The organism is Sorangium sp. So ce117, from assembly GCF_051524395.1.
Lineage (GTDB): Bacteria > Myxococcota_A > Polyangia > Polyangiales > Polyangiaceae > Sorangium > Sorangium cellulosum_B.
The window spans coordinates 11,456,865-11,479,993 of record NZ_CP150309.1; the positions used below are offsets into that span (position 1 = coordinate 11,456,865).

Consider the following 23,129-nt stretch of genomic DNA (forward strand, 5'->3'; position numbering starts at 1 on the left):
CGGGGTTGTGCGTGCGTACGCCAGGGCGCGGCTAGCCAGAACGGTACCAACCGCGATGGCGCGCGTGGCCGGCGGGTGGACGCGGCGCTCCGGGATCGCCGCCGCGAGCGGGCGAGCAAGAGCCTTACGCGCCGCCAGCGCGAGGGGCGAAGCCGCTCGTCAGCGGATCGCGCCGCGCGCCTGCGGCGTCGCGTTGGCGCCGCCGCCCGCCTCGGTGCCCAGCGCGCTGCGCGCCTGCTTGGTCGCGGGCGCGACAGGCGTGAGCCGCACCATCCGGTGCAGGAGCCCGTCGACCCGCTGCAGCCAGCCGCGCCAGGCGGCGTACTGCGCCACCGGGATGGTCGACTGATCGAGGATCACGCGCTCCTTCACCACCACGGCGTTCTTGCCGGGCACCTTCGCGAAGGAGATCGTCGCCCGCCCGAACGCGCCGCCGTTCTCGTCGCCGCCCGGCGGGAGCTCGGCGAACGCGTACCCGGGCGGGGCGGTGATCGTGATCGTCCGGCTGTGGTGCCGCGGCGCGAAGCTCGGCGGCAGGACCACCGGCAGCGTGCGCTTCACGAGCGGCGCGAGCTGCGACGTCATCGTGGACGCGCCCGAGAGCGGCACGGAGAGCTCGGCGCCCTCGCGGCGGGCGAGCCCCTCGGAGCGCGCCTCGTACTCGAGCGTCGCCGCCCCGTGCGGGAGATCGGCCTGGAACGCGACCTTGGGCTTCACGTCGACCGTCGGGAACCAGCCGTACGCGAGGTACTGCTCGACCCACTGCGCGCGCGCGTCGGCCTCCGCCAGGTTCGACCGGAGCTCGAACGCCGCGTCGCCGATGTGCCGCTCCTTCGCCGCGAGCTCGCCCGCGCCGGAGGGGAGCAGCGCGATCGTCCACTCGGCGTCGACGCCGTGATCGGCGGGCGAGCTCGCCGGCGTCTCCACGATCTTCGGCGGCCCCTCGTCGACGAACAGCGCCAGCGTGCGCGCGTCCATCGCCGGCAGCGGCCCAAGGCGGCTCTGCGGGCTCGTCGCGTCGAGCCACAGGCCCGGCGCGCCGCCCGCGCCCGGGAGGTAGGCGATGCCGTGATCGAACACCGGGATCGCCGCCACCTCGCTCCGGAGCAGCGAGGGCTGGCCCGTGTAGCGCGTCTGCACCAGCACCTCCGTCGCCTCGATGCCGATCGACTTGAGCAGCGTGATGAGCAGCATCGCCTTGTCGTCGCAGTCGCCCTGGCGCCGCGCCAGGAGCTCCTGGGGGCGGTTCGGCAGCCACCACTCGCCCGACACGAAGTTCACGTACCGGATGTCGTCCGCCACGAAATCGAAGAGCGCCCGCAGCTTTGCCTCGCGCGTGGCCTTGCCCTTGGTGAGCTCCGCGGCGAGCCGGCGGACCTGATCGTCGGGCTCCATGAAGCCGGCGACCGCGCCCCGGTACCACTCCCGGAAGTCGTGCCAACCGTGGAACGTCGAGCCCACGACGACCGGCAGCACCTCCGCGAGGTGCGGGGCGAGCGGCTCCTCGGGCACCTCGGGCGGGTCGTCCCAGATGTACCGCGTCACCTGGCGGCCGTCCTTCTCGGACCTGAGCACCCGCTCGGCCTTGCCGTTCAGCACGTCGATCGCCAGGGGGTCGCTCGCCGGCGAGTCGACGACGACCTCGTTGTAGAGGATCGGCCGCGTGTCGGTCGAGCCGACGTAGTCGATGAAGTAGAACGGCGCGTCGCCACGGCGGCCGACGGGGCCCCGGGTCCACGAGCGCACCGCGACCTCCACCACGTCCCCCGCCTTGAGCTCGGGCCAGCGCACGAACGGCTTCTGCCCGCCCGCGCCCTGCTCGTCCGGCTGCGCCACCGTGCCGTCCTTGCGGTGGACCCGCGCGAGCAGGAGCTCCGTGTCCTCCCCCTCGGCGGGGATGTCGCGCTCGTAGAGATCCTGATCGGTGCGCGGCTCGATGACGATCTCGCGCGCGTAGTGCATGAGCTGCGAGACGCGCTTGTCCGGGTGGTACGTCACGACGCGCACCCAGTGGAGCTGCCGGTCGGCCACCTCCCCCTTCTTCGCCGGGGTCTGCCGCCCGCGCGCGAGGAAGACGCCGGGCGCGACGAGGTGCTGCTCGTCGCGCATGCGCTGCCGGCCCGGCGCGCCGGCCGAGCCCTCGCCGAGGCGGAGCGCGAGCTCGGCCTTGAGGTACGGATCGCCGGGCGTGAGGTCGCGCGCCCGCGCGAGCGCGGACGTGGCAACGCGCGACGCGGCGGCCGTCGGCCGCGCGCCCGCGCCGCCCGCGCCACCCTCTCGCACCGCGGCGAGCGCCTGGAACGCGGCCGGCTGGTTCGGCGCGACCTGCGTCGCGTACGACAGCACCTCGCGCGCCCACGCGACGCGGCCCGCGTCGTGGAGCGCGCGGCCGATCCGGATGACGTCCTCGGCCGACGTCTGCTGCGCGAGCGCCCCGGCGGCCGCCACCTCCAGCGCGGCGCCGCCGTCGGGCTCGAACGCGAGCACGTAGGGCGCGCCCCGCGACTCGGGCGCGATCTCGGCGAGCCTGCGCGCGGCCCGCAGCTCGAGCGCCGGGTCCAGCCGGGCCGCGGCCGCGATCTCCTGCCAGACGACGACCGGCGTCCGGTCCTTCTGCTCGCGCTCGACCGCGAGCAGCTCCTCGAGCCCGGCCCGCGTGAGCCCCGCCGTCGCGAGCTTCTTCTTGACGAGCGCCCTGAGGACGCGCGCCTCGGGATCGCGCGCCGAGCGCAGCGGCTCCTCGCGCAGCGCGGCCGCGGCCCAGTCGACCCGCTCCGAGGCGAGGTGGGCGGCGACCAGCCGGCGCTGCGCGAACGCCGCGGTGGCCCGGTCCTTCTCGGCGAGGCCCCGGGCGCGCGCGGCCTCGAGCCAGCCGCTGCGGTTCGCGCCGAAGGGCGACACCCACCCCGCCAGCGCGAGCGCGTCGGCGGAGATCCCGGGCGACCGCGTCACGCGGTCGAGCAGCCCGGGCGCGCGGGGCGACCGCTGGTCGTCGGCGCCCCCGAGCGTGCGCGCCACGACGGCCGTGAGGGTCTGATCGAGCGACTGCGACGCGCCCGCGTCGAGCGCCCTGTCGAGCGCCGTCGCGACGGCGGTCGCGGCGCGCGCGCCCGGGGGCGGGGCCGGCGGCGGCTTGAGCGGCGTGAGGTTCGACGAGGTCGCGAGCGCCACGGGCCGGCGGTCCTCGTCGGTGAAGCGCACGCGGACGCGCCCCTCGTCGGCGATGGCCCCGGTGCACACCTTGAGGGCGAGCAGGTGATCGCCGGCGGGCGCCTCGATGCGCGCGGCGATGCGGTCGAGCACGAGGCGCTCGTGCGCCGCCTCGCTCGCGGCGACGTCGGCGCCGTCCCACAGGAGCCGCACGGCGCCGGTCGCGGCGACGTGGGCGAGCATCGGCTTGCGATCGAGCGCGGCCGGGACGGTCACGCGCGAGGCGAGGTACGTGCAGGTCTCGGTGCGCGGATGGATGTAAAGATCGAGCGGCACGCCGCGCGCCGTCGACGCGGCGGGCAGCACCCTGCGCCACGCGACGTCGTACACCCCCCAGGCGTAGCGGGCGCTCATGTCCGAGAAGCGCTGGCCTTCGGCCTCGGGCCCCTCGCGGAGCGCGAGCCCGCCGCCCGAGTTGTCCTGGAACGGGCCGAGGACGGCGAACGCCTTGACGAGCCCGGACGGGTCCGGTGGCGCGTCGTACGAGACGGCGCGCGCGCCCGGCCAGGTCGCCGCCGGCGGCTCCGGGGCGAGCGAGGCGGCGAGCCAGCGCGCCTCATCGGCGAGCGGCGAGGAGGACGCCCCGATCTGCGCGAGGCCTTCCCGGGCGCGGCCCTGCGCGGCGCGGTCCGCGAGCGACGCCGCGATCACGAGCCCGGCGAACGCGTCGTCGCCGCCCCGCCGCGCCCGGGCCAGCGCCGCGCCGAGCATCTCGTCGGGCGTCGCGGCGGTCCACCGCCGCGGCAGCACGATGGGCGACCGCTTCTCGGACGCCGGCGCGCTGCCCGCCGCGGGAGCGCCCGCGCCCGCCTTCGCGCCCCCGGCTCGCGGCGCCGGCGCGCTGCCCGCCGCGGGAGCGCCCGCGCCCGCCTTCGCGCCCCCGACTCGCGGCGCCGGCGCGCTGCCCGCCGTCGCGCCTCCCGGACGCGGCGACTGTGCGTTGCCCGCCGCGGGCGCGGCGGCGATCGCGAGCAGCGCAACGAGCCACCCGCCCCCGCGGAGCGCGCGGGCGCGCGCGCGTCGATCTCGTCCTCGTCGATCCCGTCGATCTCCCCCCGGCGAGCTGCGCTCCATCGAACCTCGCTTCCCGGCCACGGCATAGCGCGGGCCCGATCGCGGCGCGAGCGCGGCGATCACGCGCGGGTGCGGCCGCGCCGCGCGCGCCGCACCCGCGCGCCGTGCGCGAACTTGGCCGGCGAGCCCGCGGCCCCCTACCCTGCTCGCATGCGCCGCGCGTCACGATGGCTGCTCTCGGCGGTGATGGCCCTGACCACGCTCACGGCCTCGCCAGCATCGACCTTCGCCCGCGACACCAAGGTCGAATGGAAGAGCGTCGACGTCCCCGCGGGCGAGGGCCAGGCGCAGCGGGCCCGCGCGCTGCGCGGCATGCTCTCCAGCGCCGCGAAGAAGGCGGACTTCGGCAAGGCGAAATCGGTCGTGCTGAGCGCGCGTGTCGTCGAGTTCACCTCGTCCACGCGCGGCGACGTCCACCGCGTGAGCTGCACCGTCGTCGGCCGCGTCGTCGGCGGCCCCACCGCCCGCTCGCACATCTCGTTCGGCGGCAGGCCGAGCGAGCGACAGGCGCTCGAGAAGCAGGTGCTCGCCATGGTCGCGAGCGGCGTCGTCGGCCGGCTCGCCGCGATCGTCCGTGCCCGCGCGCACGACTGACGCGCACGACGCAGTCGACCTGCTCCGCCGCGGGATCGCGCCGCGCCCCGCTCGACCCTCCACGGGATCTGGACTACGACGGCCCGCACCTCATGGAACTGGACCGGATGGTGAGCGAGCTCTTCCAGGAGGAAGAGCTCGCTCGCGACACGGCGAAGAAGCTGATCGAGCTGGCGCAGCGCTCCGCGGACGAGGCGCGCGCAGAGCGCGCGAGCCTGCTCGCGTTCCTGCGTGGGCCGATGGAGCGGCACATGCGCTACGAAGAGACCGCCATATTCCCGCATTTTCAGGCGCGCGGGCTCGCCGAGGAGGTCCAGGTGGCGCTGAAGCAGCACGCCGCCGTGCGTGAAGCGACCGACGCCCTGGCGGGCGTTGCGCAGGGCGGCGACGTCGCGCGGGCCATCGTCGATGTCGCCCGGTTGCTCCTGCACCATACAAATTTCGAGGGCGACTACATTTATCCAGAGCTCACCCACGACGAATGGCGCGAGCTGATGAAGGAAACCGTTCCGCAGGGCATCTGAGGTGGCACGCATGAACTCGACACGGATGTTGTCCTCGACGTAGGCTTTTGCCGCCGTGTCTATTGCAGCTGGTCAGGTGCTGAGCGAGCGCTACCGCCTCATCCGACCCGTGGGGCAGGGCGCGCAAGCGGCGGTGTGGGTCGCCGAGCACCTGGCGCTCGGCACCCATGTCGCGGTCAAGCTCATCGATCCGGAGCTCGCGAAGCAGGAGGACGCGCGCGAGCGGTTCCGCCGCGAGGCGACGGCCGCCGCGCAGCTGCGCAGCGCGCACGTCGTGCAGATCATCGATCACGGCATCGACGGGGAGCAGCCGTTCATCGTGATGGAGCTGCTCGAGGGCGAGGACCTCTTCGATCGGCTCGCGCGCCGGCGCCGCCTCTCGCTCCAGGAGACGTCGAAGATCGTGACGCAGGTCGCGCGCGCGCTCACCCGCGCGCACGGGGCCGGCATCGTGCACCGCGACCTCAAGCCGGAGAATTTTTTCCTCTGCGCGAACGAGGACGACGAGATCGTCAAGATCCTCGACTTCGGCATCGCCAAGGTGAAGGGGCAGGGGAAGCGGGTCGCCCAGCGCACCAGCGTCGGCACGCTCATGGGCACGCCGCACTACATGAGCCCGGAGCAGGTGAAGGGGCTCCGGGAGGTCGACTACCGCGCGGATCTCTGGGCGCTCGGCGTGATCGCTTACCAGTGCGTGACGGGCGAGCTTCCGTTCGACAGCGAGGGGGTCGGCGACCTGCTGATCAAGATCTCGCTCGGCGAGATCCCGGTCCCGTCGAGGGTGAACCCGGAGCTGCCGCCGAGCTTCGACGGGTGGTTCGCGCGCGCCTGCGACCGCGATCCGTCGCGGCGCTTCAGCAGCGCGCGCGATCTCGCGGAGTCGCTCGCCCGCACCGCCGACCTGTCGACCGAGGCCCCGAGCAGCATGAGATCGCCGCAGTCGCCGCAGCCGCCGCCGCTGCCGCCCCGGGCTTCGCCCACGCGCCCGCCGGCGGCCCCGCCGCGGCCGGCGACAGGCTCGGTGATCCCGAAGGCGCCGCCGCTCCCCCGGGTGGCCGACCCCACGGGCGCCGCCTCGACGCGATCGCCCGAGCGAGGATCGGGCGAGCCGCCGGCGGACATGGCGGCCGCTCCGCCGTCGGCCAGGCCGAGCGCGAGGATCCCTGCGGTGCCAAGCGAGCGGCCGCAGACGCCGCCGCGGCTCACCGAGCGGCCTCCGCTCAGCGAGCGCCCGCCGCTGTCTTCTCGGATCGGCGAGCGGCCTCTCGCACCGCCGCGGGCCACCGAGCGACCTCCGGCGCCGCCTCGGCCCACGGCGCGGCCTCAGACACCGTCGCTGGCGCAGATCAGCGAGCAATCACCGGGCTCGTCCGAGCTCGGCGAACGGCCGCCGCTCTCGGCTCGGCCTGGCGATCGACCTCCGGCGCCGCCGCAGCACAGCGACAGCGCATCGCAGAAGCCGCCGGTCGCTGCCGAGACGCTGGTCGCCACCGGGACGCCGGTCGCTGCCGGGACACCGGTCGCCACCGGGACACCGGTCGCCGCCGGGACACCGGTCGCTGCCGGAACACCGGTCGCCACGGGGACACCGGTCGCTGCCGGAACACCGGTCGCCGCCGGGACACCGGTCTCCGCGCAGCCGAGCGGTGCATCGTCCGCGACGACAGACGGCGTGGACGCCCAACCAGACGCGCCTGCACCGGCGCCGGCGCCCAGCGACACGTTCCGGAAGGCTGCCGACAGCGCGTCCTCGCTCGTCGACGTCGACATCGACGAGTTCGAAGAGGACGCGATCGACACCGACGTGGACGAGCCCTGGACGGCGCCGGCCGCATCCGCGGCGCTCGCTCCGCGCGCAAACGCAACGCCGGCCGAGCCCGCGGCCGCAGCCCAGGCGCCGGCCGAGCCCGCAGCCCAGGCGCCGGCCGAGCCCGCAGCCCAGGCACCGGCCGAGCCCGCAGCCCAGGCGCCGGCCGAGCCCGCGGCCCAGGCGCCGGCCGAGCCCGCGGCCCAGGCGCCGGCCGAGCCCGCGATGGCTGCGCCCCAGAGCGGCGTACCCGTCGCGCCAGACGCCACGGCCGAGCCGCCGCTCTCCTCGCAAACGCCACACGTGCTCTCGCCGCAACAGGCCGATCCGCACGCGATCGCCCCCGAGCGCGAGGCCCCGCCGAGCCAGGACCCGTCGTCGGAGAGGCTCCGCGACAACGTCAGGCGAGCGGTCGTCGGGGCGGTCACGGCTGCCGCACCCCCCGCCTCGCTGCGCGAGCCGCCCCCGCTCGATCCGCCGCTCGCCCCTCGGGCTCGCGCGTTGCCCTCCGGCCAGTCGCCGGACCAATGGATGAAGGGGTCCAGCGTGAGCGGGGTGGCGCACGAGGCGCGCGAGAGCGTGCTTCCGGAGTTCGACCCCGGCTCACGTCGGCGCCGACGCGCCGGCTTGGCAGCCCTCGCGCTGGTGGCCCTGGCCGGCGTCGCCGCGTGGCAGATGGTCGTCCGCTCGCAGCGCCTGCCGCAGAGCACGCCGGCGGCCGAGAGCGAGGCCCCGCCGCCGCCCGCCCTCACGGCAGAGCCCGCACCGCCGCAGGAGCCCGCGCCCCAGCCGACCGTCACGGCGAAGGCCGTGGAGGCGGCCACGGCCACGTCCGCGCAGCCGTCGGCGAGGGCCGTCACGACGACGCCGCCGCGGAAGCGGCGCCCGCCGCCGCCACCGCCGAAGAAGTCGCGGAAAGAGCCGGGCAAGGTGGACGACCTGACGATCGAGATCCCGACCCCCCCGGAGCCGGCCGAGGCGGAACCGACCTCACCAGCAGAGTCGCCGCCCCCGACCGGATCGCCCCAGGGCGATCCAGCCCCGCATGCAGAGTGAAGCGTGGAAACGACTGCCTATCAGCAATACTCCGAAGAATCCGGCGACTGGTTGAGGAAGGGGAGGGCCCGGCTGCTGGCGCATCTGGTGCGCGAGTTCGGCCCGGAACGGCGGCCGCTCGAGCTGCTGGAGGTCGGCGCCGGGGTCGGCCAGAACCTGAGTGTCCTCGCGGAGTTCGGGGCCGTCGACGCCAACGAGGTGAGCCCTCTCGGACAGGAGGCCATCGCGAAGGCCGGCGCGGCGAGGACGCTCTACGGCACATCCATCCCGTTCCAGCTCGACCGACGCTATGACGTGATCTGCGCGCTCGATGTCATCGAGCACATCGAGGACGACCGCGCCGCTCTCCGGTGGATCCATGACCACCTGAGCCCCGGCGGAATCTTCGTCGCCACGGTGCCCGCGTATCCGTGGCTGTTCAGCGACCACGACCGCGCATTGCAGCATTTTCGCCGGTACACGGCTGGCAGCTTCCGCGCCGCGCTGCCGGCCGAGCTCCACGTGGAAGCTTGTGCCTACTTCAACCAGCTCCTCTTCCCTGCCGCGGTCGGCTCGCGCGCCGTCTGGAGCGCCGCGCGCAAGCTGCGCCCTCGCAAGACCAGCATGAAGCAGCCCTCGCCGAAGTCGGGCCTCGCTTCCTCCGCGCTCGAAGCCGTCCTCGGTGCCGAGGTCGACCTCATCGCGCGCGGCTACCGGCCGAGCTTCGGCCTGTCGGTCTTCTGCGTGGCGAAGCGCTGGGCCGCATGAAGGACAGATCCGCGTCGCTCGCCGATCTCCCCAGCACCCCGCCCACCGGCGCCCCGCCCGCCCCCCCGAGGATCTCGGCGGATCCGCCCGAGCCCGCGCCCGGCCCGCCGCAGCGGATCGGAGGCCCGCTCGCCAGGGTGCGCACGGCGCTGCGCCCGATCATGGTCGTCGTCGCAGCCCTGTTCATCGGGCTCGCCGCGCGGGACCTCGCTCGCAGGTGGGAGAGCGGCGCGCCGATCGACATCCGTCCCGCGTTCGTGGCGCTCTCGGTGCTGCCCCTCGCGCTCGGCCTCGTCGTGCTGGGGCTCGCCTGGGCCTTCATCCTGGAAGAGCTGACCGGCCGGCCCATCCCTCGCTGGCCGGCGATCGCGCTGCACATCGAGTCGCAGGCGGCGCGGTACATCCCCGGCAAGGTCGGCGTACCGCTGTTCCGCATGCTGGGCGCGTCGCGCATCGGGACGACCAGCGCGGAGGTGGGGTCGTCCTTCGCGATCGAGTTCACCAGCTTCATCGCGGTCGGCGCCATGGTGGGGTTCGGCCTGCTCGCGGCGGGCGGCGAGCAGTTCGCGGGCGCGAACGCGCTCATCGGTCCATGGAGGCTGCCCGTGCTCCTCGCCCTGGGCGCGGTCCTCGTCGCGCTCATGACCGTGGATCGTACCCGCGCGCCCGAGCGCGTGCGCAAGCTCCTCGCGCCCGAGGGGCGCGGGCCGCTCATGCCGGCGCGATTGCCGCTCGTGCACGCTGTGTACTCGCTGACCTGGGCCGCGCACGGCGCGTGCGCCGCGCTCGCCGTCGGCGCGACGCCGGGCGCGGCGCTCGGCGGCTCGGGCCTGTTCGTGCTGGCGCCCATCGCCGGCTTCCTCGCGATGGCCACGCCGGGCGGCATCGGCGTGCGCGAGGCGCTGCTCTCCGTGGGCCTCGCCCCCGCCGTCGGACCGGCCGCGGCGCTGGGCGCCGCGCTCATCTCGCGCGCCACCTCGCTCGCCGTGGACGTCGGCGGCTTGCTCATCGCGCGGCTGCTTTGCCGACGCGCCGCGCCTCGCTAGGATGCGCCCCCTCTCATGCTGGCCCGCCTGCGTGTTGCCCTGAACTCCGACTCCCCCCTGGCCCGCTTCTGTGCCGCCCTGACCTCCGGCTCACCCCGGGAAAGGCTGCTGCGCAACGTCTTCGCGGCCGTCGCGTGCCTCGTGGGCCTCGTCGGCTACGCGCTCGTGGTCCACAGGCACATTCCAGTCCAGCACTGGCTCCTGTGGCGGCTCGCGCCGCTCTGGGGCTATTCGCTGCTGTTCCTGCTCTCCAGCCTCGGCATCGGCCTCGTGCTGTTGCGCCGGGTGCTCCGCCTCGCGCACTTGCCGCCGGTCGAAGAGGGCCTGTTCGGCGTGACGCTCGGCTCCATCGCCTTCGTGTTCGGCATGTACCTCGCGGGCGTGGTCGGCTGGATCCGCCCCTGGTACGGGCTCGTGATGCCGGCGGCCCTCTTCGCGGGCGGCCTCCTCGAGCTGCCACGCTGGCTATCGCGGCTGAAGCACGATCTCGACGCCTCGACGACGCCGAAAGGGACGATGCGCTGGCTGTGGCTCACGGCCACGGGCGTCGGCGCCATGTGCATCGTGCTCCTCTACCTGCTGTCGCTGACCCCGGATTCCATCAGCTTCGACGCGACCTGGTATCACCTGCCGATCGGGCAGGACTATGCGCGCGCCGGCCGCATCGTGCCGTTCTACGGCGACGTGAACCGCTCGTTCCCCCACTTCGGGAGCATGCTCTACGCGTGGGGTTTCAGCGTCCCCGGGATGCTCGTGGAGCAACGGTGGATGATGGCGCTCCACCTCGAGTTCGTGTTCGTCCTCGGGAAGGTGGTCGGCGTCGCGGCGCTGGCGCGGTACCTGCTCCAGGGCGAACGCGTCCCTGGCCTCTGGGCGGCTTTCTTCCTGTTCCCGTCGCTGTTCGTCCAGGACCAGAACCCCGGCGGTTCGGCCGACCATTTCCTGGGCTTCTTCGCGGCGCCGGTCCTGCTCGCGTCCATGCGCTTCGCGGAGCGCTTCGACAGGCGGTATGCCGTGCTGCTCGGCGCGTCGCTCGGGGGCGCGATGCTGGTGAAGTACCAGGCGGTCTATCACCTGGCCATGGCGGCGGCGGTCGTCGTTCCGCGCGCCGCGTACCTGCTCGCGCGCGCGGCCTCCCGCGCCCTGAAGAAGCGCAGGCGGCCGCTGCTCTCGGCGCGCCGCGTCCTCGTGGCGGGGCTCATCGCGTCGGGCGTGGCGCTCGGCACGGCCTCGCCGCACCTGATCAAGAACACCATCTACCATAACAACCCGGTTTATCCGTTGGCCCAGCGCGTGTTCACGCGGTCGTACCCGCAGCACGCGCGCTCCGCGGAGTTCATGGAGAAGGCGTATCCCAACGCGCCTTATCTGCCCAAGGGGAAGGGGCTCGAGCGGCAGCTCATCGCGGCCGGCAACTTCTTCACGTTCTCGTTCTCCCCGCACTACTCGTTCACTCGCTACGTCCCCTCGATGGGCTCGCTCTTCACGCTGCTCCTGCCGATGCTGCTGGTCATCCGCGGCCGTCGCAGGCCGGCGCTCGCGGCCTGGGCGACGTTCGCCGGCGTCTGGATGTGGAGCAACACGTACACCGCGGACCGGTACCTGCAGGGCATGCTCGCGGTGCCGATCGCCGCCGCCGCGGCGCTGCTCGTCCGCACATGGCAGCTCGGGACCGTCGCGCGGCTCGGCCTCGTGCCGCTCGTGGTGTTCCAGATCGTGTGGAGCGGCGATGTGCCCTTCTACTCCGGCCCCCGCCGGCTGGAGAGCGCGCTCTCGCTGATCCGCTCCACCTACGAGAAGCGATGGACCGACGCGCAGCGGTTCAAGTTCCGCCAGGATCACCGAGCGATCAACGGGGCTACCCCGCCCGACGCGCGCATCCTCGCGCGCAACTACCGCACGACGCTCGGTATCGAGCGCGAGATCATCTTCGATATCCAGGCCTGGCAATCGCTCATTTTCTACGAGCCCGTGCGAGGGCCGGCCGAGCTCTACGCGCATTACCGGAGCGTCGGCATCACCCACATCCTGTATCCGCCGAACCAGCGCCCGCCGGACACGCTCCAGGCCGCCGTGCTGTTCAACGAGCTCGTGCACCGCTATGCGACCGAGAAGCGCCGCTTCGGCAGCCTTCAGCTCGTGACCATGCCGAAGGAGCCGCCGCCGGCCGACGAGCTGCCTTATGAGGTGCTCGCGCTCGGAGCGCCGGGCTACAGGGACGGGCTCTACCCGGTCGAGGCGCTCCACATCCTCCCCAAGCTCCAGCCGCCCAAGGGCCAGGAGCCCAAGCCCGCGCGGGCGTGGCCCAAGGATACGAACGCGCAGGCCGCGCTCCTCGACGCCGCAGAGGCGGTGGTGCTCGGCAAGAACGCCGCGCGGGGTAGCCGGAACGTGAAGCTGGACGGCGTGTTCTTCGCGGCGGAGCGCTTCAAGAACTACACGGTCTACCTGCGGCAGCAGCGCGACACTTCCCGCGCGGAGCCGCCGCCCGAGCCCCCGGCCGCGGGCGCGCCGCCCGAGCCCCCGGCCGCGGGCACGCCGCCCGAGCCGGAGCCGAGCGACCCTGTGGCTCCCCCGGAGGACGACGATCTGGAGGACCCGGACGGCTGAGCTCCCGGCCCGGGGCTACGAGCGCTGTTCGACCAGCAGCCCGGTCCAGGGGACCGGGCTCTTCGTCACCTCGCGCTCACTCGCGCCGGTTGCACCTGCTGGTTGTGCCACGGCTTCGCGCCCGTGGACTGGATCCCCTCCAGCCTGAGGGCCGGCTCCCGCTCCGCGAGCTCGGTCTCGATCCGGCGCACGCGCATCAGCACCTCCTCGACGAGGCGGCGGTTCGTCGCGATGAGCTCCGCGAGCAGCGCCACGGCCACCAGGATGCACGCCATCACAACGGCGCCCGTGCCGACGATGAGCGACTGGATATAACCGCTGTAGTCCGGATTCCGCAGGTAGAAGTAGAGGAACCGGACGCCGATCGCGACGCCGAACACGAGCAGGACCGTCGCGACCCAGCCCACGAGCTGCACAGGGCGGTACATCGCATAAGCCCGGAACATGACGGGACCGGCGCGGCGCAGGTAGTCGGGGATCGAACGGAAGAGCCGCGACTCGCGCGTCTTCGGGTTGGTCGTGATCTTCACGTTCGCGACGGCGAGGCCGCGGCGGCCTGCCTGGATCACCGTCTCCAGCGTGTAGGTAAAGCGGTTGTGCACGAAGAGCTGCAGCGCCGCCTTCCGGCTCACCGCGCGGAAGCCGCTCGGTGAGTCGGCCACCTCCGTGGCGGACAGGCGCCGGATGAGCCGCGAGCCCCACCGCTGCAAGACCTTCTTGAGCGGCGAGAAGTGCTCGATCCTATCTGTCTGCCGATCGCCGATCACCAGGTCGGCCCGGCCTTCGAGGATGGGAGCGACGAGCTGCGGGATCTCCGCGCCGCGATACTGGTTGTCCGCGTCGGTGTTCACGATGATGTCGGCGCCGAGCCGCAGGCACGCGTCGATGCCGGCCATGAACCCGGCGGCGAGGCCTCGATTCTTGGCGAAGCGGACGATGTGGTGGATCCCGAGCTGCTCGGCGAGCGAGCTCGTCCCGTCCGTGCTGCCGTCGTCGATGATGAGGACCTCGATCTCGTCCACACCGTCGATCGACCGCGGCAGGTCCGCGAATGTCTGGGCGAGCGTGTCGCGCTCGTTCAAGCAAGGGATTTGGATGATGAGCTTCACGGGCGATTTCGCGGCGCAGCGTAGCACGACGTGCGTCGAGAAATTCACCTCGGAGCGCAGCGGGCTCCCCCGCGACGCGAGGCTCCGGCGCGGGCCGGAAGGCCGCCCCGCTCGCGCTGAGCGCCGGGCGGCCAGCAGAAACCTGTCCACGCCGCTCCGCCGGTGCCCCGGGGCACCGACATCGCGGAACTTCACGGAACATCGCGGAGACGCTGGCCTGCAGCGATGCGCCGGGCCAGCGGGACCATCGCTCCGCTCTAGTTGAGCAGCTTCTTCGAGAGGTGCTTGACCGCCTCCTGCGCCGCGTTTCGCAGCGCGACCTCGACCGCCTTCGAGGACGTGTCGCCTCGCACGAGGATGGCGCAATTGTCCCCTTCAGCCTCGAAGGATGCGAGCGGTAGCTCTGTCGCCGCCGCTGCGGCGCGGATCGGCACCTGCACAGCAAGCGAACCGACCTCGAGCTCCACGAACCCCACCAGCTCCGTCTTGGATAGGTTCTGCATACCTTCGAACGTGGGTCGCCCGCTGGGCCTTAGCAAGGTCAGGTTTTTCCTGCTTGTCGCTGGGATTGAGCTCCACGTGAAGAGGAAGAGCGCGGGAGCGTCGAGCGCATCGCCTGGTCGACGGTCGACGGTCGACGGTCGACGATCGGCATCGGCATCGGCGCGCGGCGTGCGACGCGGCGGCCGCCGGTCCGAACGTCGCGCCCATCCCGCGCGTCACGCGCGTCACGCGCGTCATGCGCGTCACGCCGACCCCGCGCTTCCGCACGGATGACCGCTCTCGCGTCAGTGCTTCAGGGATGTCAGCTGGTCGGCCATGATGCTCCGGTGATTGCGGTAGACCTGAAGCACGATGGCCAGCGCGATCGCCGCCTCGCTCGCCGCGAGGACGATGATGAAGACCGTGAACACCTGGCCAGCCACGCCGCCGGCGACGAAGTGGTCGAACGCGATGAAGTTGAGCGCGGCGGCGTTGAGGATGAGCTCGACGCCGAGGAGGATGCCCACCGCGTTCTTCCGCGTCATGACGGTGAACAGCCCGAGCCCGAAGAGCACCGCGGCGACGGTGAGGTAATGGATGAGACCGACCTCCATCGCCTACTCCCTCTCCCAGGCGCGCCTGACGGCTCGACGCGCGAGCACGACCGCGCCGATCATCGCGGCGAGCAGCACGACCGAGCCGAGCTCGAACGGGAGCAGGTACTCTCCGAGGAACGCGTGCCCGAGCTTGGCGGTGGACGGCATCGCCGGCTTGGCCTCGGCGGGCCAAGGGGTCTGGGTCGCCACCCTGCCGAGCAGGAGCAGCACCGCCGTGACCAGACCGAACGCCACGGCCGGCCCGCCGCGCGGGTTCGAGATCTTCATCTCCGCGATGCGGCTCGTGAGCATCACGGCGAAGAGGATGAGCACGAGCGTGCCGCCGACATAGACGAGCACCTGCGTCGCCGCGATGAAATCGGCCGAGAGCGAGACGTACAGCCCGGCGATGCCGAGGAACGTGCCGAGCAAGGCCAGCGCGGAGTGGATGATGTTCCTGGAGAACGCCACGAGCCCGGCCGAGCCGAGCGTCAGCGCGGCAAGCCCGAGGAAGACGAGTGCGCTCAGGGAGGGCATGGGGTGAGGGCCGCGACGTTAGACCGCTGCCCACCGCCCATCAAGGGCGGCCCCCGCTCCTACCCCACCTCCGGCCCCCCGCCCGCGGGCTCTGCGCCCTCGGCGCCTTGCTGCTTCTCGCGCTCCTTGCGCCAGATGGCGCGCAGCTCCTCCAGCGCGGCCGGGTTGTCGCGCATGGCGCGCTCGCGGGCCTCCCGGGCGTGCGGCCCGTACTCGCCGACGGGCACCTCGCCGAGGTCCTTCGGCGCCTTGTAGAGCGGGACGAGGCCCTCCGGGATGAAGCGGAACGTGAGGTGGTCGAGCGTCGGCGCCGCCCCCTCGAACTCGCGGGTATGGCGGATCGCGCCTGTCGACTCCGTCTTGCACGCCTCGACGCACAGGCCGCAGTACATGCACTTGCCCATGTCGATGTCGAAGCGGCTCATCGCCTGCTTCTTCGTCGCCGGGTCCTTCTCCAGATCGATGGCGATGCACTCGATGGGGCACGCGCGCTCGCAGCGCTTGCAGCCGGTGCAGATGTCCATCTGCACCTCCAGGAAGCCTCGGTACCGCGGGGGGAGCATCTCGCTGACGGGGCGGTCCGTCTTGTCGGGGTACTGGACGGTGATGGGCTCCCGGAACAGATGGGAGAACGTGACCGCCATCCCCTCCAGGATGGTATTGGCCGCGCTGGAGATGCTCTTGATGTACTGGGCGAGATCCATGGCCGGTGCCTCTCAGGGACCTGACGCGCTCGGGCAAATCCCCCGAAGGAGCGACGCGCTACACCGCGGACGATAGCAGACGCGGACCTGCCCTGGAGCGTCCGGCCCGCTCCCCGCAGGCCCCGCGGGTCCCGCCAGGCCGCGCCGTACAAGCCACGCGGGCTCCCGCCAGCCCGCCCCAAGGCCGCGTCCGTTCGGCTTCGCCCCGCGCAGGAACCGGCGGAGAGCGGGGAGTCCGCGGCGAACCCGTCCTCTCCTGTTGACGCGCACCCGGGGTGGCGATCATGGTCGTCTGATGTCGCAGCTCCCCTTGTCGGGAACGTTCACCGCCCTCGTCACGCCATTCACGTCCGATGGCGAAGCCGTCGACTTCGACGCGCTCGACGCGCTCGTCGAGGCGCAGATCGCGGGCGGCGTCAGCGGGCTCGTGCCGTGCGGGACCACGGGCGAGTCGCCGACCCTCAGCGAAGCCGAGACGACCGCGGTCATCCGGCGCGTCGTCGAGGCGGCGCGCGGCCGCGTGCCGGTGATCGCGGGGACGGGCTCGTTCTCCACGAAGAAGACGATCGAGGCCTCGCGCGCCGCGCTCGCCGCTGGCGCGGCGGGCGTGATGATCGTGATGCCGTACTACAGCAAGCCCTCGCAGGACGGGCTCCGCGAGCACACGCTGGCCGTGGCCAGGGCCGTCCCGGCGCCGATCGTGCTCTACAACATCCCGGGGCGGACGGTGGTCGACCTCTCCGCCGAGACGACCGAGCGCATCTGCGCCGCCGCGCCGAACGTCGTCGCCATCAAGGACGCCTCGGGCAACGTGTTCCGCTGCCAGGAGCTCGTGCGGCGCCTCGGCGACCGGCTCACGATCCTGAGCGGCGACGACGCGCTGACGCTCGCGATGATGGCGCTCGGCGCGCAGGGCGTCATCAGCGTCACGTCGAACGTGCTGCCGCGCGAGACCAGCGCGGTGACCCGGCGGTTCCTGGCCGGCGACCTCGCGGGCGCGCGCGCAGCCCACCTCGCGCTCCTCGAGCTGCACGGGCTCCTGTTCGTCGAGCCGAACCCCGCCCCCGCGAAGGCCGCGCTCGCCGCTCTGGGCCGCATGAGCGCCGCCGTCCGGCTGCCCCTCGTGCCGGCCGGAGAGGCGACCCGGCAGCAGATCGCCGAGGCGATGAGGCGGCTCGAGGCGAGGCGCGAGGCATCGTGAAATCGAACGGAGATCATCGAGGCGTGCCGATGAGCGCGCTCCTGGGGGCCGCCCAGGGGGACGACGCCGGGCTGCTGAAGGTCGCGATCCACGGCGCGAGCGGCAAGATGGGGCAAGCCATCGTCCGGCTCGCGGCGAACGAGCGAGCCCAGGTCGTGGGCGCGATCGTGTCGCGCGGCTCCTCCCGCATCGGCCGTGACGTCGGCGAGCTCGCGGGGACAGGCACCATCGGCGTCGCGATGAGCGACGACACCAGCGCCGGGCTGCTCGGCGCGGACGTGGTCATCGACTTCTCGCGGCCCGAGGCGCTCCCCCGCCTCCTGCACCTCGCGATGCGCGCCAAGGTCGCCGTGGTCAGCGGCACGACGCGCCTCGACGGCACGTGCGAGCGGCTGCTCGACGAGACGGCGCAGCACGTCCCGGTCCTCTGGTCGCCGAACACGAGCATCGGCATCCACGTGCTCGCGGAGATCGCGGCGAGCGCGGCGCGGCGGCTCGGGCCCGGCTACGACGTCGAGATCGTGGAGGTGCACCACCGCGCCAAGGTGGACGCGCCGAGCGGCACGGCCGTGCGGCTCGCCGACGCCGTGCGCGCGGCCCGCGAGCCGACCGCGACGCTCGACGACGTGCACGGCCGCGAAGGCAACGTCGGCCCGCGCAAGGCGAACGAGCTCGGGATCTTCGCCGTGCGCGGCGGCGACGTCATCGGCGACCACACCGTCCACCTGCTCGGCCCCGGCGAGCGCCTCGAGCTCACGCACCGCGCGACCAGCCGAGATCTCTTCGCGCGCGGGGCGCTGCGCGCGGCGTGGCACCTGCATGGGAAGCCGCCCGGCCGATACACGATGGCCGACGTGATCGGCGGCTGACCCGGGGCGCTCCAGAGCCAGACGCGGGCGATCCGCGCCTGGCGTGCCGCGAGAGAGCCACAATGTGGTCAGCGGCGGTTCGCCGCACTACGCTGCGGCGCTCGTATGGAGACGCTCGCTGCGAGGATCGCACGCGCCGGTCCGTTGCCGGACAGGGACGCGGTCGGCTGGGTCGTCCGCCTGGCGAAGCGCGTCGAGAGCCTGCACGCGCGCGGGACGGTGCACGGCCGCCTGTCGGCCGCGTGCGTGGTCATGGAGGGCGAGCCGTGCACGTCGACGGGGTGGCTCTCGGACCCGCTCGCCACGCCCGCCTTCGTGGGTTACCGCTCGCCGGAGCGGGCCGCGGGTGAGGGGCCGTCGCGCCGGGACGACACCTGGGCGCTCGCGGTCACCCTGTACACGGCGCTCTCGGGAGCGGTCCCGTTCCCTGCCGAGAGCGACCAGGAGCTCCGCCGCAAGCAAGGCGCCGGCGCCGCGCCGCGGGTAACGCCGCCCGGCGCGGCGGGCGACGCGCTGTGGCGCGTGCTGGACCAGGCGCTCGCGCGCGGCGCCGAGCAGCGGATCACCGAGGTCGCGGCGCTCCGTCGCGCGCTGGAGGCCGCGCGGCCGGGCGAAGGCTTGGAGGATCTGCCGCCGCTCGATGAGCACGCGCTCGCGGCGCCGGCGAGGACGATTCCAGCGCCGCGCCCGTCGAGCAGCGGGGTGCGGGGTGCGTCGAGCTCGCAGCCGCCCCGCAAGAGCGCGCCGCCGCGCGAGAGCACCGGCTCGCAGCCGCCCCGCAAGAGCGCGCCGCCGCGCGAGGGCACCGGCTCGCAGCCGCCCCGCAAGAGCGCGCCGCCGCATGGCCACTCGAGCTCGCAGCCGCCGCCCCTCGCGGGCGCCTCGGCCCGCCGGACGCCGTTGCCCCTCCACGGGCTCGCGAGCCTGGGGCTCCGGTCGACGATCGGCGTGCCGACCACCCCGCCTCCGGAGGCGCCGGACCGTGCCTCTAAGGCGCAGACCGCGTTGCCTGCCGCATCGCCGCGGCTCGCCGGCGCAGCGACGGAGGACCGCTCGCGCGCGGGCGCAGTGGCTGCCCCGACCGCGCACGTGCAGCCACCGCCGCGGCCGCCCGTAGCGCCCGCAGCGACGGCGCTGCCGCCCGTCGTGCCCGCAGCGACGGCGCTGCCGCCCGTCGTGCCCGCAGCGACGGCGCTGCCGCCCGTCGCGCCCGCAGCGACCGCACGACCGCCCATCGCGCCCGCAGCGATAGCGCAGCTGCCCGTCGCGCCCGCAGCGATAGCGCATCCGCCCGTCGCGCCCGCAGCGACAGCGCAGCTGCCCGTCGCGCCCGCAGCAACGGCGCAACCGCCCTTCTCGCCCACCGCGGTGCCCCTCTTCGACGCGGATGCCCCAGCGAGCCCGCGAACGATCGACGATCTCCCCTGGCTGGGCGAAGACGACACGCGCGAGCCGTCGCACCCCTTCCCGATGGCGCCCGGCAGCGTCGCCGCGCGCCTCGGAACACCCGGGCTCGGCGCGCCGACTCCCCACGTCCCGACCGTCGATCTCCCCTGGCTGGGCGAAGACGACACGCACGAGCCGTCGCACCCCTTCCCGATGGCGCCCGGCAGCGTCGCCGCGCGCCTCGGAACACCCGGGCTCGGCGCGCCGACTCCCCACGTCCCGGCCGTCGATCTCCCCTGGCTGGGCGAAGACGACCCGCATCGGCCGTCGCACCCGTTCCCGATGGCGCCCGGCGGCGTCGCCGTGCGCGGCGGCGCGTCCGGGCTCGGCGCGCCGCCGCTTCGCGCACCGGCGCCGGCGCCCGGAGCGAGCCGCGAGACGCCGTCCGCGGCGCGCCGGTGGGTCACGCTCGCGCTGGGGGTCGTGGCCATCGCGGGCGCCGCGGGGGCAGCCTGGTTCTGGCTTCGCCACCGTGACGCCGCGCCGCCGTTCCTCCCGGCGCCGCCGTCCGCGGACGCTGCGCCCGCCGCATGCGCCGCGCCCGTAGAGCCGAGCGCGCCGGCGCTCGGTGACGCGGGCGCGGAACAGGCAGGCACCGCGGCGCCGGCAGACGCAGGCACCGCAAGCACAGCGCCGGACCCTGCGGCCACGGCGGACTTCGCCGCGTGCGCGATGCCTCTCTTTCCCGGCAAGAGCGTCGACGCCGCCATCGCGGGCCAGCTGTCGTTCGCCTGCGCTGAGACCGACCCGATGAAGGGCGTCTCGGCGCTCAAGAGCCAGCTCGCCCAGGCAGCTGGGCCCAAGGGCGTCTCGGACGCCACGAAAGAATGGGCTGTGCTCGGCTGGCACGACATGGCGACCCTCGCGACCCTGCGCGCCCGCTGCTGCCACGCCCCGCCCGCCCTCCAGCTGCCCCCCACGCCCGAGGGCTGCACGCCGCTCGACGAGGCCCTGAACGAACTCGGCGCGGCCGTCGCGTCAGCGTCTGCTCCGGGCGATCGGGCTGTCGCGAAGGCGGCGCGGCGGTACATGCGCGCAGCCCAGTGCGTCGCCCGGGTCGGCGCGGCGACCCGTTACGGGCGCAAGAACAAGCCGAACGGAGGCGAGGCCAGCGCCTTCAAGAAGGTGCTCTCGCGCGCGCTCCGGAGCGCGGCACAGGCGCGCTGAGCCGCCCGAACGTCACGTCGCGCGTGGCGCGCGCCCGTGGTGCGCGCCGTGCCACGGCGTGACGTGGCGAGCGACGCGGACGGCGCGGCCGGCGTGGACGGGGGTGAACGGGCGTGATCAGCGCGGATCGATCGCTCGACCACCTCGCCGAACGAGCGGTTCTGGGGTAGCGTCCGCGGTCCCATGTCCAACGAAGCGAGCGATCTCCTGCTCGAAATCGGCGTCGAGGAGCTCCCCTCGTCGTTTGTCGAGGCCGCGCTCCGCGCGCTCCCGGATCTCGCAACGAAGCGCCTCGCGGAGCTCAGGCTCCGCCACGGCGCAGTGCGCGCGCTCGGCACCCCGCGTCGGCTCGCGCTGCTCGTCTCCGGGGTCGCAGCGCGCCAGCCGGACCTCGAGGAGGAGGTCACCGGCCCGCCGGTCAAGGCGGCCTTCAAGGACGGCGCGCCGACGAAGGCGGCCGAGGCGTTCGCGCAGAAGCTCGGCTGTACCGTCGCGGACCTGCGCCGCGTCGAGGGGCCGAAGGGCGAGTACCTCGCGGGCACCCGCCGCGAGGCCGGCAAGCCCGCGGCCGAGCTCCTCCCGGAGGTCCTGGCGTCGCTCGTCGCGGCCATCCCCTTCCGCAAGTCGATGCGCTGGGGGCAGGGAGATTTCGCGTTCGGCCGCCCCATCCAGTGGCTGGTCGCGCTCTCCGGCGGCGAGGTCATCCCCGTCGAGATCGCCGGCATCCGCAGCGGGCGCACGAGCCGCGGCCACCGCTTCCTCGGGTCGGGCGAGATCGCGATCGGCGCCGCGAAGGACTACGTCGAGGCGATGCGCGCGGCGCACGTGCTCGTCGACCCCGAGGCGCGCGCGAAGCTCATGCGCGAGCGCCTGCTCGCCGCGGCGCGGGACGCGGGCGGCGTGCTGATCGAGGACGACTTCCTGATCGGCGAGAACCTCTCCCTGGTGGAGGAGCCGCACGTCATCGTCGGCAGCTTCGAGGAGCGGTTCCTCGAGCTGCCGGAGCGGGTGATCCTCGAGGTCGCGCGCGGCCACCAGCGCTACTTCGGCGTCCGCGACGCGAGGACGGGGGCGCTGCTCCCGAGGTACCTGGCGGTCGTGAACACCGCGGAGGCGCCCGAGAAGATCAAGCGCGGCAACGACAACACGATGCGCTCGCGCCTGTCGGACGCGCAGTTCTTCTACCGGGAGGACGTCAAGATCCCGCTCGCGAACCGCCGCGAGAAGCTCGGCGGGATCGTGTTCCAGAAGCGGCTCGGCAGCGTGCTGGCGAAGGCCGAGCGCGTCGAGCGGCTCGCCCGCGAGCTCGGCCTGCTCCTGATGCTGCCCGAGCAGACGCTGGTGGCGGCGGCCTCGGGGGCGCACCTCGCGAAGTGCGATCTCGTCGCGCTGATGGTGGGCGAGTTCCCCGAGCTCCAGGGCGAGATGGGGCGGGCGTACGCGCTCGCCCAGGGGGTCAGCCCGGAGGTGGCCGACGTCATCCGCGATCACTACCTGCCCAAGGGCGCCGCGGACGCCACGGCGCCGACGAACGCCGGCGCGCTGGTCGCGATGGCCGATCGGCTCGACACGCTGGTCGGCTGCTTCGCTATCGGGCTCGTCCCCACGAGCACCGCCGACCCGTACGGGCTGCGCCGCGCGTGCCTCGGCGTGCTGCGCACGCTCCTGGATCGCGATCTCGATCTGCGCCTCGGCGCCGCGTTCGGCGCCGCCTACGACGGCTACGCCGGGGTGGAGCTCAACGTCGCGCGCGAGGAGCTCGCGACCCGCCTCGGCGAGTTCTTCTCCGAGCGGCTGCGGGGCCTGCTCTCCGACCGGCTCCCGCAGGACGCGGTCCTCGCGTGCCTGCGCGTCGCCGCGGATCGCCCGCTCGATCTCAGGGCCCGCGTGCGCGCGATCGACGCGCTGAGCCCGGAGGTCCGCGCGCGGGTAGGCGAGGTCTTCAAGCGGGCCACGAACATCGCCGACAAGGCGCCTGCCGGCGAGCCGGTGGCGCCGTTCGGACAGGACGTGCACCCGAGCGAGACGGCGCTCTTCGCGGGGTACCTCAAGCTGCGCGACCAGATCGCGTCGGACGTCCGGAGCGGCTCGTACGACACCGCGTTCAGGGCGGTGGCGGACTTCGCCCCGCTCTTGCACCAGTACTTCATCGACGTGTTCGTGATGACCGACGACGCGGCCGTGCGGGACAACCGCCTGCGGCTGATGCGCGCCCTGTCGGAGACCTGCGGGAGCCTGGCCAGGCTGGAGCTCCTCGGCGAGGCGCCGCGCGCGGCGTCGTAGCGGGGCGGGCGCGGCGGCTCGGCGGCGCGCCCGACGCCACCTTTTCAGCTCAGAGTGGCGTTCCCG

Annotated in this window: 16 protein-coding genes; 10 read left to right on the forward strand and 6 right to left on the reverse strand. The window is 73.7% G+C overall.

The genetic code is table 11. The features are described from left to right. Window positions 1-159 precede the first annotated feature (159 nt). Window positions 160-4,284, reverse strand: a complete 4,125-nt coding sequence (locus WMF46_RS43050; RefSeq protein WP_437982528.1) for a transglutaminase domain-containing protein — start codon at window positions 4,282-4,284, stop codon at window positions 160-162. A 150-nt stretch (window positions 4,285-4,434) separates the two neighbouring features. Here WMF46_RS43050 and WMF46_RS43055 point away from each other — a divergent pair, with 150 nt between their 5' ends. The 6 genes from WMF46_RS43055 (at window position 4,435) to WMF46_RS43080 (ending at window position 12,668) form a co-directional block, all read left to right on the forward strand. Further along, entirely contained in the window at window positions 4,435-4,878 is a 444-nt protein-coding gene (locus WMF46_RS43055; RefSeq protein WP_437982529.1) for a hypothetical protein, read from the forward strand. A 92-nt stretch (window positions 4,879-4,970) separates the two neighbouring features. Continuing rightward, on the forward strand, window positions 4,971-5,402 hold the full coding sequence (locus tag WMF46_RS43060) for a hemerythrin domain-containing protein (RefSeq protein ID WP_437982530.1): 432 nt from the start codon (window positions 4,971-4,973) through the stop codon (window positions 5,400-5,402). 55 nt (window positions 5,403-5,457) lie between these two features. Continuing rightward, window positions 5,458-8,265: a protein kinase domain-containing protein gene (locus tag WMF46_RS43065; protein ID WP_437982531.1), complete on the forward strand. Its 2,808-nt coding sequence runs from the start codon at window positions 5,458-5,460 to the stop codon at window positions 8,263-8,265. Between the two features lie 3 nt (window positions 8,266-8,268). Next, the gene (locus WMF46_RS43070; protein WP_437546645.1) at window positions 8,269-9,012 is read left to right on the forward strand and encodes a class I SAM-dependent methyltransferase; all 744 of its coding nucleotides are present in this window, start codon (window positions 8,269-8,271) and stop codon (window positions 9,010-9,012) included. Then, a complete protein-coding gene (locus WMF46_RS43075) occupies window positions 9,009-10,058 on the forward strand; it encodes a lysylphosphatidylglycerol synthase domain-containing protein (RefSeq protein ID WP_437905149.1) in 1,050 nt (349 codons plus the stop codon). Before WMF46_RS43070 ends, WMF46_RS43075 begins: the two co-directional genes overlap by 4 nt. Window positions 10,059-10,073: 15 nt before the next feature. Then, window positions 10,074-12,668, forward strand: a complete 2,595-nt coding sequence (locus tag WMF46_RS43080; protein ID WP_437982532.1) for a hypothetical protein — start codon at window positions 10,074-10,076, stop codon at window positions 12,666-12,668. A gap of 65 nt (window positions 12,669-12,733) precedes the next feature. Here WMF46_RS43080 and WMF46_RS43085 read toward each other — a convergent pair whose 3' ends face one another. From WMF46_RS43085 to WMF46_RS43105, 5 genes are all read right to left on the reverse strand, one after another. Then, the gene (locus WMF46_RS43085; protein ID WP_437546651.1) at window positions 12,734-13,777 is read right to left on the reverse strand and encodes a glycosyltransferase family 2 protein; all 1,044 of its coding nucleotides are present in this window, start codon (window positions 13,775-13,777) and stop codon (window positions 12,734-12,736) included. A 257-nt stretch (window positions 13,778-14,034) separates the two neighbouring features. Further along, on the reverse strand, window positions 14,035-14,280 hold the full coding sequence (locus WMF46_RS43090) for a hypothetical protein (RefSeq protein ID WP_044967022.1): 246 nt from the start codon (window positions 14,278-14,280) through the stop codon (window positions 14,035-14,037). Between the two features lie 285 nt (window positions 14,281-14,565). Then, window positions 14,566-14,874, reverse strand: coding sequence for an NADH-quinone oxidoreductase subunit NuoK (nuoK, locus tag WMF46_RS43095; RefSeq protein ID WP_437982533.1), 309 nt, complete (start codon window positions 14,872-14,874; stop codon window positions 14,566-14,568). Window positions 14,875-14,877: 3 nt separating this feature from the next. Beyond that, the gene (locus WMF46_RS43100) at window positions 14,878-15,393 is read right to left on the reverse strand and encodes an NADH-quinone oxidoreductase subunit J family protein (RefSeq protein ID WP_012240634.1); all 516 of its coding nucleotides are present in this window, start codon (window positions 15,391-15,393) and stop codon (window positions 14,878-14,880) included. A gap of 59 nt (window positions 15,394-15,452) precedes the next feature. Then, window positions 15,453-16,097 (reverse strand): NuoI/complex I 23 kDa subunit family protein, encoded by a 645-nt coding sequence (locus WMF46_RS43105; RefSeq protein ID WP_437982534.1) that lies wholly within the window; start codon window positions 16,095-16,097, stop codon window positions 15,453-15,455. A gap of 295 nt (window positions 16,098-16,392) precedes the next feature. On the opposite strand from WMF46_RS43105, the gene dapA reads away from it, so the two are divergent. The 4 genes from dapA (at window position 16,393) to glyS (ending at window position 23,063) form a co-directional block, all read left to right on the forward strand. After that, window positions 16,393-17,298: a 4-hydroxy-tetrahydrodipicolinate synthase gene (gene dapA, locus WMF46_RS43110; RefSeq protein WP_437982535.1), complete on the forward strand. Its 906-nt coding sequence runs from the start codon at window positions 16,393-16,395 to the stop codon at window positions 17,296-17,298. A 71-nt stretch (window positions 17,299-17,369) separates the two neighbouring features. Next, on the forward strand, window positions 17,370-18,167 hold the full coding sequence (gene dapB, locus WMF46_RS43115) for a 4-hydroxy-tetrahydrodipicolinate reductase (RefSeq protein ID WP_437988003.1): 798 nt from the start codon (window positions 17,370-17,372) through the stop codon (window positions 18,165-18,167). Window positions 18,168-18,272: 105 nt separating this feature from the next. Then, window positions 18,273-20,780 carry a hypothetical protein gene (locus WMF46_RS43120; RefSeq protein ID WP_437982536.1) on the forward strand — a complete coding sequence of 836 codons (2,508 nt, stop codon included), beginning with the start codon at window positions 18,273-18,275 and terminating at the stop codon, window positions 20,778-20,780. Window positions 20,781-20,963: 183 nt separating this feature from the next. After that, window positions 20,964-23,063 carry a glycine--tRNA ligase subunit beta gene (glyS, locus tag WMF46_RS43125; protein WP_437982537.1) on the forward strand — a complete coding sequence of 700 codons (2,100 nt, stop codon included), beginning with the start codon at window positions 20,964-20,966 and terminating at the stop codon, window positions 23,061-23,063. Window positions 23,064-23,129: the final 66 nt, after the last annotated feature.

Bases quoted from the DNA above. Each gene is read 5' to 3' on its own strand.
- WMF46_RS43050 (WP_437982528.1), bottom strand. From the start codon at position 4,284: ATGGAGCGCAGCTCGCCGGGGGGAGATCGACGGGATCGACGAGGACGA.
- WMF46_RS43055 (WP_437982529.1), top strand. From the start codon at position 4,435: ATGCGCCGCGCGTCACGATGGCTGCTCTCGGCGGTGATGGCCCTGACC.
- WMF46_RS43060 (WP_437982530.1), top strand. From the start codon at position 4,971: ATGGAACTGGACCGGATGGTGAGCGAGCTCTTCCAGGAGGAAGAGCTC.
- WMF46_RS43075 (WP_437905149.1), top strand. From the start codon at position 9,009: ATGAAGGACAGATCCGCGTCGCTCGCCGATCTCCCCAGCACCCCGCCC.
- WMF46_RS43080 (WP_437982532.1), top strand. From the start codon at position 10,074: ATGCTGGCCCGCCTGCGTGTTGCCCTGAACTCCGACTCCCCCCTGGCC.
- WMF46_RS43090 (WP_044967022.1), bottom strand. From the start codon at position 14,280: ATGCAGAACCTATCCAAGACGGAGCTGGTGGGGTTCGTGGAGCTCGAG.
- nuoK (WP_437982533.1), bottom strand. From the start codon at position 14,874: ATGGAGGTCGGTCTCATCCATTACCTCACCGTCGCCGCGGTGCTCTTC.
- WMF46_RS43100 (WP_012240634.1), bottom strand. From the start codon at position 15,393: ATGCCCTCCCTGAGCGCACTCGTCTTCCTCGGGCTTGCCGCGCTGACG.
- WMF46_RS43105 (WP_437982534.1), bottom strand. From the start codon at position 16,097: ATGGATCTCGCCCAGTACATCAAGAGCATCTCCAGCGCGGCCAATACC.
- dapA (WP_437982535.1), top strand. From the start codon at position 16,393: ATGTCGCAGCTCCCCTTGTCGGGAACGTTCACCGCCCTCGTCACGCCA.
- WMF46_RS43120 (WP_437982536.1), top strand. From the start codon at position 18,273: ATGGAGACGCTCGCTGCGAGGATCGCACGCGCCGGTCCGTTGCCGGAC.
- glyS (WP_437982537.1), top strand. From the start codon at position 20,964: ATGTCCAACGAAGCGAGCGATCTCCTGCTCGAAATCGGCGTCGAGGAG.